The sequence below is a fragment of the Paenibacillus sanfengchensis genome (assembly GCF_036864765.1).
GTDB lineage: Bacteria > Bacillota > Bacilli > Paenibacillales > Paenibacillaceae > Fontibacillus > Fontibacillus sanfengchensis.
This window is the reverse complement of record NZ_JBAGJC010000015.1, coordinates 1-14891: the sequence shown is the minus strand read 5'-3', so window position 1 is coordinate 14891 and position 14891 is coordinate 1. Positions and strand designations below refer to the sequence as shown.

Sequence of the window (14891 nt, the reverse complement as noted above, 5' to 3'; positions counted from 1 at the left end):
ATGAGCGAACTTTTTGTGAATGGACGCCGCTATGCCATCGACGGCATTTTATTCGATAAAGACGGAACCCTGCTGGATTTCGTCAGCATGTGGGGAAGTTGGGGCGATCGGATGCTGGACGGATTTCGCAGCCGGCTTGCTTCCCTCGGGTTGCGCCCGGCCCCTTTGGATCCTTCCCTGTGGGGTACGCTTCACGCCGGTGATGGAGGCATTTACGATTATGACCGGAATGGTCCGCTTGCCATGGGGACCCTGGCTGAGCTGTTCACCCTGCTGACGTGGCAGGGATACCGGGCGGGGCTGAGTTGGGCAAAGGCCAAAGAAGTGGTTGAACTCTGCCGCATCGCCGCGGACGAGGAGCTGGACCGGGGCCGCCCGGTCCTGCCGATGCCTGGTGTCGCCGCCTTCCTGGAGGCCTGCGGCGAGCGGCAAATTCCGCTCGGCGTTGTCACCGCGGATGATACGGCGGCCGCCGAGAAGCACTTGGAGTGGCTCGGGATCCGCCGCTATTTCGCGGTTGTTATCGGCAACGATCTTGTGGCGCGGGGCAAGCCGTTCCCGGATATGCTGGAACTGGCCTGCCGGAAGCTGTCGCTTCGGGTGGAGCGGACGGTTGTCATCGGCGACACGAACGGGGACATGCGGATGGGCAAAGCCGCCGGAGCGGGCCTCTGCATCGGACTTGCGAGCCAACCGCCGGAGCGTGGCGAGCCGGCCGAGCTGTTCCCGGATGCCGATGTTCTGGTCGAGTCCTATAGCTCACTAACCTTGAGAAGAGGGAGCGGCGCAGGCCTTGAACATCTTGAAAACTCATTCGGCGGGGAAGGGGAGGTACAACGATGAGCATGGAGCTTAACAAGCCGGAAAGGGAGCGGCCGCGGCTTAGTTTTCAAGTGATCACGGATACACATGTCACTGTGGACCCGGATCATGAATACAACCGGAACTTCGACCGGGCGTTAAAAGATATCGCCGCCAACGCGGTCCGCAGCGGGGGGATTATGCACGTCGGGGATTTAACCGACCACGGCGATCCGGAGGAGTACCGGGAAATGAACCGAATCCTCGCGGCTAACCGCGAAGGGCTGCCCGATGTTTATTTTACGCTGGGCAATCACGATGTCGCTCTGGGGGACTGGAATTCGAGGCTGGCAAACTACATCGGGCATTCCGGGATGGCCGGCCCTTACCATGACCACTGGATCGGCGGTTATCATTTTATTTTTATCGGTACGGAGCGGGGGCTGGAAAGGTTTTGCGATTTAAGCCAAGCCCAGTTGAACTGGCTGGATTTGAAGCTCGGAGAGCGGGCTTCCATGGATAAGCCCGTCTTCGTATTTCTTCACCAACCCTTGAAGGATACGGTTGCGGGCTCGCTGGAAGCGCAAAACTGGTACGGAGTTGTGCAGGATGCGGAGTTGAAGCGAATTTTGGGCAGGCATCCGCAAGCGATCCTGTTTACTGGGCATACGCACTGGCATCTCGGGGCGGAGCGCACGATGGTGGAGGGGCGGGGGAGCATGGCGACTCTATTCAACGCCGCTTCCGTAGCTTATCTGTGGACGGATGAGGATGAGCCGCTCCTCGGGAGCCAAGGCTATTACGTTGAAGTTTATGCCGATAGAGTGTTGGTCAAAGGGCGGGATTTCACGGCGGGGCGTTGGGTGGAATCCGCGCAATTTTCGATCCCGATCCCGTCCTAGGACCTGCCCGTGTCGGTTTGGAGGGTGGTATGCATTTCCAGGCCTGAGACCGCAACATTTCCACCTTTTTTACGTTCGTTATGATGGAGGTGTTACTATTGATCAGACACAAGAAATGGCTCGTTTCCATCATGGTGGCCGTACTCGCGGTTTCGCTGGCCGCCTGCGGCGGGAAGAATAATGCCCCGGCAAACTCCGCTCCGCCGACTAATCAAACCGACCCGGGCAACGGGGAACCGAACCGGAACGACTCCGAGACGCCATCGGAAACGAAACAGGGGACAGGGGTCTGGGTAGGCCTGATCGATAACCATTCCGCCGAAATCCGGGTGGATGGAAATCCGGAAGCCTTCCAATTGAACCAGGATGTACAGGAACTCGCCGACGGATTGAATCCGGAGGAGACCGTACAATTTGAATATGTGGAGCAAAAGGTCGAAGGTGACGATTCCCTGATCCAAAAGACCATCACCAAACTGGCCAAAGCAGGCAAGGGTGAACAAGCCGAATCGGGTTCCGGCGGCAAGCAGGCACCCGCGGGGGATTTGCCGGCGACACGAACCGTTGAGGTCGAACTTGAAGGGATGAAGGAAGAGCGAACGGCCAAGCTGGCTGAAGGCGAAGGCTATGCCTTTTACGCTTTTGACGGCTTCACCTTCGATGCCAAAGAGAACAAGTTAAAGATGGATTACGACAACAACTATTTCGTCGAAATTGTCAAGCTGCCGTCCGACTACAGCCTGGACCAAATTGCGGCGGATGCCAAAAAAGAACTGGCCGAAACCGGCAAGGTCGAAGAACGGAAGGGCGAGGAAATCCATGCTTCGATGCGGGACGCGTCGCTCTTTCTGGTTGCAAGCGGTGAGAAGCTGACCAAGGAATATATCCTTAAAGAAGTGGACGGCCAAGGATATATGTTCAGGGTAAACATGCCGCATGGCGAGGCTTCGGAAGGATTTGGCCCGCTGGCCTTCGCTTCCCTGAATACCATCGTGAACCGGTAGGGAATTTAAGGGGAATATTTCGGAATGGGGAGCCAAATGTACCGTGAGGTTCCGTATCACGAGCCGATGAGTGTATATCGCTAACCGGCGTTCTTGTCAGAAGCTACCCGTTCTTTCCTAAGGGAAAAGATGGGTAGCTTTTTCTATAGTCGATGGACATTTTTTCATTGGGAGTACTGCTTGCGGAATTTTTGCGGCGAACAGCCGTTTTTGATCGTAAACCGGTTCGAGAAGTAAGGGGCATTCCGGAAACCGACATCCTTGGCGATCTCCGACACCGGCCATTCGGTCTTCAGTAACAGCAGTTTGGCCTGTTCCAGACGGTAGTGCAGCAAATATTCATGCGGGGTCATACCGTATACCTGCTTCAGGCACCTCGTAATATAGTTATAGTGAAAATGCAGGGCTTCGGACAAGCTTTCGCTGGTGATTTCGGAACGATAATGGTTTTTGATATACGCCTCCGTCTGTTCGGCCACGGTGACGACGGGGGAGGCATACTGCTCAAGTTGGCGCAAATCCATCATGCGGATCAGTTCGTCGAATGTCTGCTGACTGGACCAATAAGCGCTGGATTGACGCTCGGTCGTATAGGCAAGCAGCTTGTCCATCAATCGATAGGTTTGACCGGGATAAGGCAGATGCCAATGTTTCGGCAGTTGAATGGAATAAGGCGCCGTCCCGTAAACACGGGTATGCTCTTCCGGCTGATAGAGCGCAGGCAAGCTTCCCGAAGCTGTTTCCTGCCAGGGACAGACGGTGTGAAAATGGAGCCAGTAAAAAGAGCAGCGCTCCTCACACGGCTTGAACGCGTAATGGTAACGGTCCGGCAGCAGCAGCAGCGTTTCTCCCGCCCCCAGCTCCCAGCGTTTCTCTTCCTCTCCAATAAACAGGGTTCCCCGCTCCACCAACAGCAGGTCGAAAACTCCGAGATTTTTCCGGTTCGGATGCTGGTCTCCGGCAGCGTAGACCGTATGGCCGCATTCCAGAAAATAGGGGGCTGGCGGGGCCGGAATATGAACGATATCGGCGGCTTTGATCATTGGGCCTCTCCTCCTTGGTTTGTGTGAAATATTATAAACAACAGGTTGGAAGCGCTTATATTATTTATTAAATATATAAGCTAGAATGAAATCTGTCAGTATGATTTTTCGATAAAAGGAGGAGTCTCCAAGATGGTCAAAAGCGCGAATACGGCTTACGCGGCTCGAGTGCCGCTGCATCAGGTGCACATTCAGGATGAATTTTGGAGTTACTATATTAATCTGGTACGGGATGTCGTTGTCCCCTATCAGTGGGACGCCTTGAACGACCGGGTCAACAGTGCGGAACCGAGCGGGGCCGTACGGAATTTTAAAATTGCGGCGGGAGTGGAGCAGGGCGACTTTTACGGCATGGTATTTCAGGACAGCGATATCGCCAAATGGCTGGAGGCGGTGGCCTACCTGCTGGAATCGAAACCCGATCCGGCATTGGAGGAGATCGCCGACGGTTTGATCGATATCATCGCGATGGCTCAGCAGGAAGACGGTTATCTCAACACCTATTTCACGATCAAGGAGCCGGGGCAGCGCTGGACCAACTTGGCGGAGTGCCATGAGCTGTACTGTGCCGGACATATGATCGAAGCGGGCGTAGCTTACTACCGGGCCACCGGAAAAAGAAAGCTCCTCGACGTCGTCAGCCGCTTCGCCGACCATATCGACAGCGTGTTCGGCACCGATCCGGGGAAGCTGGCGGGGTATGACGGCCACCAGGAGATCGAGCTCGCTTTGATCAAGCTGTATCAGGCTACCGGGAATGAGCGATATTTGCGGCTCAGCCGTTATTTTGTGGATCAACGAGGGCAGAAGCCGAACTTCTATGCCCTTCAGTTGGAGGAGCGCGGAGGCAAGACCCACTGGCCGGGGAATATGGCGCTGGATCTGGAATACAGCCAGTCCCATGTCCCGGTGCGGGAGCAGGATAAAGCGATCGGGCACGCGGTACGCCTGCTCTATATGCTGACCGGCATGGCCGACGTCGCCGCCGAAACGGGAGATGACAGCCTGTTTGCCGCATGCCGGCGCCTGTGGGACAACATCGTCACCCGGCAGATGTACATTACGGGCGGCGTGGGCTCCATGCCGCAGGGCGAAGCGTTCTCCTTCGACTACGATTTGCCGAACGATACGGTCTATGCGGAGACCTGCGCTTCCATCGGCTTGATCTTTTTTGCCCAGCGGATGCTGCGGATCTCGCCGGAAGCGGAATTTGCCGACGTGATGGAACGCGCCTTGTACAATACGGTGGTTGGGGGCATGTCCCGGGACGGCAAGCACTTCTTCTACGTCAACCCGTTGGAAGTGGACCCTAAGGCGTGCGGCGGAGCCAACCGCAAATACGACCATGTCAAGCCGGTACGCCAGGAATGGTTCGGGTGCGCCTGCTGCCCGCCGAACGTTGCCCGCTTGTTGGCCTCCTTGGGCGAGTATATTTATACCGTGCACGAAGATACCCTGTATACTCATCTTTATATCGGCGGCGAGGCGCAGCTGGAAGTGGGCGGCGGTGAAGTGAAGTTGAAGCAGGCGTCGAATTATCCGTGGGACGGCAAGATTCGGCTGGAGGTGGAATCGGATGGGGCGGCAGGATGGTTCGTGCTGGCGCTGCGGATTCCGGGCTGGTGCAAGCACGCGTCGCTCAAACTCAACGGTTCGGCCTATCCGCTGAACGATCAAACCGTAGTGAACGGGTATGTGCGGATCAAGCGGGAATGGGCGGCCGGCGATTGCGTAGAGCTGGACCTGGAAATGCCGGTGCAGCGGATATATAGCCATCCGCTGGTTCGCGCGAACGCCGGTAAAGTCGCGCTGCAAAGAGGCCCGCTCGTGTACTGCCTCGAGGAGGCGGACAATGGCGCCAACCTGCACGAGCTCGTGCTGCCTCGCGAGGCGGAGCTTACGGCGGTCCGGGAGGAACAGCTTCTCGGCGGCGTGGTCACCGTCCGGGCCGAGGCCGAGAAGCTGCGGGAAGAGGACTGGACGAACGGGCTCTACAGCCCGGAAGCCGCACCAGGGACGAAGCCGCACCCGGTGAAGTTCATCCCGTACTACGCCTGGGCCAACCGGGGCGAAGGCGAAATGACCGTTTGGGTCAGAGAGCGATAATAGAGCGAACATAGTGAAGGGACCAGGCCCGATTGCCGCCAGAGTGCGCGGCGGTCGGGTTTTTTGTATTGGCGGTCGGCGCGGGCGGGCGGCTGTAACGGAGGTGGAGTGCAGGATTAATGGGATATTCTCCAGCTAAATATCCTTTTCGGCGTAGTCCGTTACCCTTTGACTAGCGATGCACTAACCCTAACATGAAAGAAGAGTGTGGTAAAAATGAGAGCCCTATCTTACGCGTGGCGTAGTCCTGCTTTATTTCGGGAGATTTTATCTTTTTCTTCCAATATTAACCCGAATCGATATAATCGAGTATGAATTCCTGCAAAAGGTCAGGCATTCCGGCTGGTACTAACGCCTGAGAGGAGTCTAACGGCAGTAGCAGCCGCTATTTAACGAAAAGTAGCCCTTTCGAAATTCTAACGGTCGTGAGCGCCGTTATTCCCCTGGATTCTCGCCTTAACAGCCTGTTTATGCGAAAATAAGCGCCGTGGCGACCGTTAGAATGGGAGATCGGCGTTTTCAGGACAAATAACGGCTGTGGCAACCGTTAGCGTTAATTTTCGTCTTTCTTGCAAGGCTGCTCATGCGACGGCGGTTAGGGAAATGGGGCACGCCGAATCCAACTCGCCACACCGAGGCGACAAGGTTCAAAATAAGCAGCACCCTGTCAGGTTTGATGCAACTTTAGTGCATTTTAGGGTCTTATTCTGGGAAAAAGCAGGCCAAACCCTGATTTCGGTGCCCGCAGCAGGGAAATAAGGCCTTTTCTGACCGCTATTTTCCTCGTGAAGGCGAATCGGGCTGAAGTAGCGGCCCCAAAGGCCACTATTTCAACGGGCGGCTAGGGAAACTGCGGGGCGCCGAATTCAGCACGCTACGTTGAAGCGAAAAGTCTTAAATATCAGCACCAAGGCAACGCCGTTCGTTTCTCAAAAAATGCTAGAAGGAGCTGAATTTTGCATCTTTTGGAGTTGGAAGAAGCTCTAAATGGGCGGATTTAGAGAGAGTCGCCAGCCTACAGACTATAGCAATCCCCGCAAGCGGGTCCGCAGCAATACCAGCAGTACGACGAGATTCCAAACGGCGCAGCCGAGAAAAACGACCGCCGAGCCGTACCAGGCAATGATCCATCCGGAGGCATACACGGCAATTGGCATGCCGACCCGGAACAAAGTACCGGTAATCCCCGCGATCCGGCCCATTAACGGAGCCGGGGTCTGTTCCTGCCGAAAGGAGTAAACGCAGACACTGTGGATGGTCGAGCCTAATCCGGTCAAGAACAGGGCGGTCAAGAATACCGGCAGCCCGTCGGTAAGGAATAAGAACAGATATCCCGCGCCGCTGATGAGAATGGACGCGGCGTACAGTTTGCCGAGGCCGAAGCGCAAGCGCATTTTTCCCATGGCGAGACTGGCGGCAAGTCCCCCCGCTCCGGCTGCCGACAGAACGACGGCCAACCCCGAAGAAGACAGATTCAATTCATCTTTGGCGAAAAAAATCACGGTCGTGCTGACCACGGTCGAGCTGCAATTCAGAAAAATGACGAATACAGTCATCATCCACAGTGAAGTGTTGCTTTTAAAGGCGGTCCAGCCCTCCATAAACGCTTTGGCCAAGCTGGCTTGCCCGTGGCCCTCCCCGCCGCCGGCACTCTTCTCCTCCAGGCGAAGCCGGGTGAACAGCAGCATGCACGAGCCGTAACAGCCAGCGGTAATCAGCAGCCCGTCGGAAATGTCCGGCAGCAAGAGGATCATGGCCGACAACGCCGGTCCCATGATGCCGACGAGCGTTTCGGCAAATGACAATTTGGCGTTTGCGGAGGTAAGCCGGTGCGTAGGTACGGCCAGCTTGGTCAGGCTGACCTGGGCGTTGAAGTAGCCGTAATTGAACGTCATCAGCAAAAATCCGATCGCATAATACAGCGGTAGCACATGGGTGCCCGAGCGAAAAAACAGAACGAATCCGATCAGAAGCAGCGCCTGAAGGCCGATCATCCAGAGCACCCAGCGTTTTTTGTCGACGCGGTCCACCAAGACGCCGATGAACAGGGCAAAGAAGAAATTCGGGAGCAACTCGGCGGTCTTCATACTGGACATGGCCACGGAGGAGTGTGTGATGTCATACATCATCAAAGGCAAGATGATTTCGTACAGCTTACTTCCGAAAGACAAAAGCAGCACACTGCAAAGAATCACAAGAAAAGGCCGGTTGGATTTCGTACCGTTGTAAATGTTCAGCGGGGATGAAGTTCCGCCTTGGGCTTTCGCCGGCTTGGGTTGCGCGGCCGCGTTAAAATCGGGATTCATGGGGCTACCTCCAGGAGTCATTTGAACTTGTTTTATTGTAGCTCTCCGGGCCGGCAAGAAAAATGGAAGGTTTGCCACGGAATATTTCTACTTTTTCACGGGTGGCGGGAGTTGCTGTGACACGGGCCTATTCTGCCGCATATGATGCCTAAGACGATCATCTTGTGGCAAAGGGGAGGACGGCTCTGAAAAAGCGAATCAAAACCACGAAGACCAGCAGCAGAGCGAGGAAGTCGCTCTACTTCGTAGATAATCCGGAAATTGACGAGTTAATGATGCTGGAGGAAACCGAGGTCGGGGAACCGGAGATCAAGATCGAACCGACGCGGGAGATGAAAATTCACCAAACGATTTACGCGCCGGAACTTCCGGTGAAGGAGGTATTTGTAGAGGAACAAGCGTCCGGGGATGATCCCGATGACGAAGCGGTTTGGGCTGAAGACCGGGAGGAGCAGTTGGAAACCGTGTTGGCGGAAAAAAAGGCGACGGCATCCTCGAAAGGAATTATCTATACGGATGATTTGACGGAGTACGCCGTAACCGGAGACAAAATCGCTCCCTATACGATCGACGCCACCAAGCTGAAGTTCAGCACGGTCGGTTCCGCCTGGATTGCCGACTACGCGGTGCTCGGCAGCAAGATCGCCGACGGTGCCGTGAACGGAGCAAAAATCGCGCCTCTGGCCATCCGCGGCGATCATTTGATCGACGGAGCGGTGGAAGGGCGAAACATCCGCGACCGGTCCATCAGCGGCAGCAAACTGGAGGACGGCAGCGTCACCGGTGATAAGCTGGCGGACGGGATCATTAATGGCGGCAAGCTGGCGGACGGCTCCATCGAAAGCCGTCACTTAAGCGAGTGGATCGTCACGACCGATTTGATCCAGGACCAGTCGGTGACGTCCGAGAAAATCCGCAGCGGATCCGTCAAATCCACCCACCTGGAGAATGGAGCTGTCGATAATTCGAAGCTGGGCGATTTGTCCGTGACGACTTCCAAGCTGCGCGACGGGGCGGTGACATCCGACAAGGTGCAGGACGGCTCCATTGAATGCCGCCATTTGGCCGAAAATGCCATTACGGTTCGTCACCTGGCTCCGGGCATGATCAGCCAGGAACATTTGGCCGCTTCCAGCGTGGGGGCCGAGCAACTGGGCGATGGCAGCGTCGGATCCGGACATTTGGCGGATCGGAGTATCGAAGCCCGGCATCTGTCTCCGGGGGCGGTTCACGCCGAGCATCTTCAGCCGGGAAGCATCGGGGAGCGGCAGATCGGTAAAGGCGAAATTCATGGCAAGCATCTGGCGGACAAAGGCATCCAGTCCACGAAACTGGCGGATCAATCGATAGGAACGTCTCAATTGGTGGACCAGGCGGTAACCTCGTCCAAAATTACCGATCAGAGCATCCTGCCGAGCAAAATCGCTGAGGAAGCCGTGCAAACGCGCCATCTCGCCAGGTCCTCCGTGCATGGCCCGCAGCTTGCCCCGGAGGCGGTAACGACGCTGCATCTTACTCCCGGTTCGGTGAACGGGGAAAAAATCGCCTTCGAAGCGATCCAGGGTTGGCATCTGGCCGCTGGGACCGTGACGGGCGACAAAATTGCGCCAGCATCGATTTCCGAAGGCCTGCTCGCAGCGGAGTCGGTGACCGAACGGCATTTGCAGGTTGGCAGCGTGACAAGCGCCAAGCTCGCGGACGGCGCTGTAACCGAGAGCAAGTTGGCGAACGGCTCGATCACCGGCCGGGCGATCGGCCAGGAGCAGGTGGATTCAGGGCATATTCGGCCGGGTGCGATCGAAAGGCCGCACCTTGCGGAGCGCAGCATTGATGGCAGCGCGCTTCAGGAAGGAAGCGTCCGCGAAGAACATATCGGAGACGGGGCGATATTTTCCCGGCATTTGCAGGACTTCGCGGTGACGTCCTTAAAGCTCTCTCCCGAAAGCGTAACAACCGATAAACTGAACGACTTGGCCGTAACAGCCCCCAAATTGGCCGAGGGAAGCATCACCGGTTCGAAAATCGCTCCGGGCTCGGTTGAATCTCGGCACCTGGCTCCGGGCGCGGTGCAGGGTGAAAGTTTGGCGAACGGCGCGGTGGGCGTCCGGCATTTGGACGCCAATGCAGTTGGGTCGGAACAGATTCAGCCGGCAGCGGTACAGGAAATCCATTTCGCCGATGCTGCAGTTTCCGAGCGGGTCCTGCAAAATGAGTCCGTCACCACAGCCAAGCTTGCGGCTGGAGCGGTTCGCTCCGAGCATTTGGGAGAGGGCAGCGTAATTGGCGTCCACCTGGCAGACGGTGCGGTGGAATCCCGGCACATCGGGTCCGCGGAGATCACCCGGGAACATTTGTCCGAGGGCCTGAAGCAGGAAGGCGTTCTGCCGGAGAACGGCATCGGCGGGGCCGATCTTCAGCCGTCTTCCATACAGCGGGCCCACTTGCAAAAGGGCATTATCGACGGGGAAGTGCTCCAGGAACATGTGGTGGGTCCAACCCATCTTCGTCCCAAGACCGTGCAAAGCTACCATTTGGCGGAGGCGGCCATCCAAGCGGAGCATCTGGCTGAAGGCGCGGTGGATTCGCGTCATGTGGCCGAAGGTAGCATTGACGGCCGTCTGCTCGGAGAACAGGTCATAGAGGGCCGGCATCTGCAACCGCACGCCGTCTCGATTGGCCATCTGTCCCCCGAATTGCAGGAGAACGGTTTGCTGCCCACCGACGGGATCGGCAGCGACGATCTTCAGGCCGGCTCAATCCGCAGGTCTCATTTGCAGAAGGGCAGCGTGGACGGGACGATTTTGCAAAATGAATCCGTGGGCGCCCTGCATCTGAAATTGCAGGCTGTGCAGTGCTATCACATTATGGATGAAGCGGTGCAAAGCCAGCATGTGTCTTCGGGCAACATCCATTCCCATCACTTGGCGAAAGGAATTATCGATGCCGTCCATATCGCGGAAGGGGCGGTGCAATCCGGTCATCTCGGAGAGAACGCGGTTTCGTTCCGGCAGTTGTCTGCCGAATTGCAGCGGGACGGTCTGCTGCCGACGGCGGGAATCGGCGGGGAGCAATTGCAAGCGGGCTCGATCGGGCCGCACCATCTCCAGCCGGGATCGGTGAACGCGGAGACGCTCGGTGCCGAGGCGGTAGGCCCGGATCACCTGCAGGCCAACGCTGTGACCAGCCGTCATCTGACGACGGGCTCCGTGCAGGAACACCATATCGGTAACGGTGTGATTCAGCGTCAGCACTTGTCGGCGCAATTGGTTGAAGCGGGCCATCTGGCCGACGAAGCGGTCCAGACGCGGCACATTTCTCCGGGCAGCGTGGAAACCTGGCAACTGTCGGCAGAATTGCAGCAGGGCGGTCTGCTGCCGTCGGCGGGGGTCGGCGGGGATCAACTGCAAGCGGGCTCGATCGGGTCGCACCATTTTCAGCCGGGAGCGGTACCCGCGGAGGCGCTTGGCGCCGACGCGGTAGGCCCGGATCACCTGCAGGCCAACGCCGTGTACAGCCGCCATCTGACGGCGGGATCGGTGCAGGAGCACCATATCGGTAATGGTGTGGTTCAGCGTCAGCACTTGTCGGCGCAATTGGTTGAAGCGGGCCATCTGGCCAACGAAGCGGTCCAGACGCGGCACATTTCTCCGGGCAGCGTGGAAACCTGGCAGCTGTCGGCAGAATTGCAGCAGAGCGGTCTGCTGCCATCGGCGGGGATCGGCGGGGATCAACTGCAAGCGGGCTCGATCGGGCCGCAGCATCTCCAGCCGGGAGCGGTGAACGCGGAGGCGCTTGGCGCCGAGGCGGTAGGCCCGGATCATCTGCGGGCCAACGCCGTATACAGCCGCCATCTGACTGCGGGGTCGGTACAGGAGCACCATATTGTGAATGGTGCGATACAGCACCAGCACCTGTCGTTGGAATCGGTGCATGCCGACCATCTGGCCGACGAAGCGGTTCAAACGCGGCACATCGCTCCGGACAGTGTGGAAACCTGGCAGCTGTCCGCCGAACTGCAGCGTGATGGTCTGCTGCCGTCGGAGGGGATCGGCGGAGACCAACTGCAAGCGGGCTCGATCGGCCAGGAACATCTTCAGCCGGGAGCGGTGAACGCGGAGGCGCTTGGCGCCGAGGCGGTAGGCCCGGATCATCTGCGGGCCAACGCCGTATATAGCCGCCATCTGACGACGGGATCGGTGCAGGATCACCATATTGTAAATGGTGCGGTACAGCGTCAACACTTGTCGTTGGAATCGGTGCATGCCGACCATCTCACGGATAAGGCGATTCAAACGCGGCACATTGCACCAGGCTCTGTGCAGGATCACCATATCGGGGACGGTGCGGTACAGCGTCAGCACCTGTCGGCGGAATCGGTTGATGCGGTGCATCTGGCCGACGAAGCGGTTCAGGCCCGGCACATCGCTCTAGGCTCTGTGCAGGAGCACCATATCGGGGACGGTGCGGTACAGCGTCAGCACCTGTCGGAGGAGTCGGTTGATGCGGTGCATCTGGCCGACGAAGCGGTTCAGGCCCGGCACATCGCTCCAGGCTCTGTGCAGGAGCACCATATCGTAGATGGTGCGGTACAGCGTCAGCACCTGTCGGAGGAATCCGTTGATGCGGTGCATCTGGCCGACGAAGCGGTTCAGGCCCGGCACATTGCACCAGGCTCTGTGCAGGAGCACCATATCGTAGATGGTGCGGTACAGCGTCAGCACCTGTCGGAGGAATCCGTTGATGCGGTGCATTTGGCCGACGAAGCGGTTCAGGCCCGGCACATTGCACCAGGCTCTGTGCAGGAGCACCATATCGTAGATGGTGCGGTACAGCGTCAGCACCTGTCGGAGGAATCGGTTGATTCCAGCCATTTGGCCGACGAAGCGGTCCAAACGCGGCACATCGCTCCGGACAGCGTGGAAACCTGGCAGCTGTCCGCCGAACTGCAGCGTGATGGTCTGCTGCCGTCGGCGGGGCTCGGCGGAGACCAACTGCAAGCGGGATCGATTAGCCAGGAGCATCTTCAGCCGGGAGCGGTGAACGCGGAGGCGCTTGGGGCCGAGGCTGTAGGCGCGGATCATCTGCAGAGAAGCGCCGTATACAGCCGTCATCTGACGGCGGGGTCGGTACAGGAGCACCATATCGGGGACGGTGCGGTACAGCGTCAGCATCTGTCGGCGGAATCGGTTGATGCGGTGCATTTGGCCGACGAAGCGGTCCAAACGCGGCACATCGCTCCGGACAGTGTGGAAACCTGGCAGTTGTCCGCCGAGCTGCAGCGAGATGGTCTGCTGCCGTCGGCGGGACTCGGCGGAGACCAACTGCAAGCGGGATCGATTGGCCCGCAGCATCTTCAGCCGGGAGCGGTGAACGCGGAGGCGCTTGGGGCCGAGGCTGTAGGCGCGGACCATCTGCAGAGAAGCGCCGTATACAGCCGTCATCTGACGGCGGGGTCGGTACAGGAGCACCATATCGGGGACGGTGCGGTACAGCGTCAGCATCTGTCGGCGGAATCGGTTGATGCGGTGCATTTGGCCGACGAAGCGGTCCAAACGCGGCACATCGCTCCGGACAGTGTGGAAACCTGGCAGTTGTCCGCCGAACTGCAGCGAGATGGTCTGCTGCCGTCGGCGGGGCTCGGCGGAGACCAACTGCAAGCGGGATCGATTGGCCAGGAGCATCTTCAGCCGGGAGCGGTGAACGGGGAGGCGCTCGGCGCCGAGGCTGTAGGCCCGGATCATCTGCGGACCAATGCCGTGTATAGCCATCATCTGTCGATGGGTTCCGTGCAAGAGCACCATATAAGTAATGGTGCAGTACAGCGCCAACACTTGTCGGTAGAATCGGTGCATGCCGACCATCTGACGGATAAGGCGATTCAAACGCGGCACATTGCACCAGGCTCCGTCCAGAAGCACCATATCAGGGATGGTGCGGTACAGCGTCAGCACCTGTCGGCGGAATCGGTTGATACGGTGCATTTGGCCGACGAAGCGGTTCAGGCCCGGCACATCGCTCCAGGCTCTGTGCTGGAGCACCATATCGTAAATGGTGCGGTACAGCGTCAGCACCTGTCGGCGGAATCGGTTGATGCGGTGCATTTGGCCGACGAAGCGGTTCAGGCCCGGCACATCGCTCCAGGCTCTGTGCTGGAGCACCATATCGGGGACGGTGCGGTACAGCGTCAGCACCTGTCGGCGGAATCGGTTGAAGCGGGCCATCTGGCCGATGAAGCGGTTCAAACGCGGCACATCGCTCCGGACAGCGTGGAAACCTGGCAGCTGTCCGCCGAACTGCAGCGGGATGGCCTGCTGCCGTCGGCGGGGCTCGGCGGAGACCAACTGCAAGCGGGATCGATTGGCCCGCAGCATCTTCAGCCGGGAGCGGTGAACGCGGAGGTGCTTGGCACCGAGGCGGTAGGCCCGGATCATCTGCAAAGAAACGCCGTGTACAGCCATCATCTGACGGCGGGCTCCGTCCAGAAGCACCATATCGGGGACGGTGCGGTACAGCGTCAGCACCTGTCGGCGGAATCGGTTGAAGCGGGCCATCTGGCCGATGAAGCGGTTCAAACGCGGCACATCGCTCCGGACAGCGTGGAAACCTGGCAGCTGTCCGCCGAACTGCAGCGGGATGGCCTGCTGCCGTCGGCGGGGCTCGGCGGAGACCAACTGCAAGCGGGATCGATTGGCCCGCAGCATCTTCAGCCGGGAGCGGTGAACGCGGAGG

At 58.4% G+C, this 14891-nt stretch carries 7 protein-coding genes; 5 read left to right on the top strand and 2 right to left on the bottom strand.

Features of this window, described 5'->3' with window-relative positions; translation table 11 throughout:
- From V4U84_RS22390 to V4U84_RS22380, 3 genes are all read left to right on the top strand, one after another.
- Complete coding sequence (locus V4U84_RS22390) at window positions 1–843, top strand: HAD family hydrolase (RefSeq protein ID WP_334075601.1); 843 nt, start codon at window positions 1–3, stop codon at window positions 841–843.
- Window positions 844–845: 2 nt separating this feature from the next.
- Window positions 846–1703 carry a metallophosphoesterase family protein gene (locus V4U84_RS22385; protein ID WP_334075672.1) on the top strand — a complete coding sequence of 286 codons (858 nt, stop codon included), beginning with the start codon at window positions 846–848 and terminating at the stop codon, window positions 1701–1703.
- A 98-nt stretch (window positions 1704–1801) separates the two neighbouring features.
- Complete coding sequence (locus tag V4U84_RS22380) at window positions 1802–2707, top strand: hypothetical protein (RefSeq protein WP_334075600.1); 906 nt, start codon at window positions 1802–1804, stop codon at window positions 2705–2707.
- 164 nt (window positions 2708–2871) lie between these two features.
- On the opposite strand, the gene V4U84_RS22375 is transcribed toward V4U84_RS22380, so the two are convergent.
- Window positions 2872–3750, bottom strand: a complete 879-nt coding sequence (locus tag V4U84_RS22375) for a helix-turn-helix transcriptional regulator (RefSeq protein ID WP_334075599.1) — start codon at window positions 3748–3750, stop codon at window positions 2872–2874.
- 132 nt (window positions 3751–3882) lie between these two features.
- Here V4U84_RS22375 and V4U84_RS22370 point away from each other — a divergent pair, with 132 nt between their 5' ends.
- Window positions 3883–5856 carry a glycoside hydrolase family 127 protein gene (locus V4U84_RS22370; protein ID WP_334078002.1) on the top strand — a complete coding sequence of 658 codons (1974 nt, stop codon included), beginning with the start codon at window positions 3883–3885 and terminating at the stop codon, window positions 5854–5856.
- Between the two features lie 1022 nt (window positions 5857–6878).
- On the opposite strand, the gene V4U84_RS22365 is transcribed toward V4U84_RS22370, so the two are convergent.
- Window positions 6879–8162 carry an MFS transporter gene (locus V4U84_RS22365; RefSeq protein ID WP_334076244.1) on the bottom strand — a complete coding sequence of 428 codons (1284 nt, stop codon included), beginning with the start codon at window positions 8160–8162 and terminating at the stop codon, window positions 6879–6881.
- Between the two features lie 164 nt (window positions 8163–8326).
- Here V4U84_RS22365 and V4U84_RS22360 point away from each other — a divergent pair.
- The coding region (locus V4U84_RS22360) for a hypothetical protein (RefSeq protein WP_334078001.1) at window positions 8327–14891 on the top strand (6565 nt) is incomplete at its 3' end.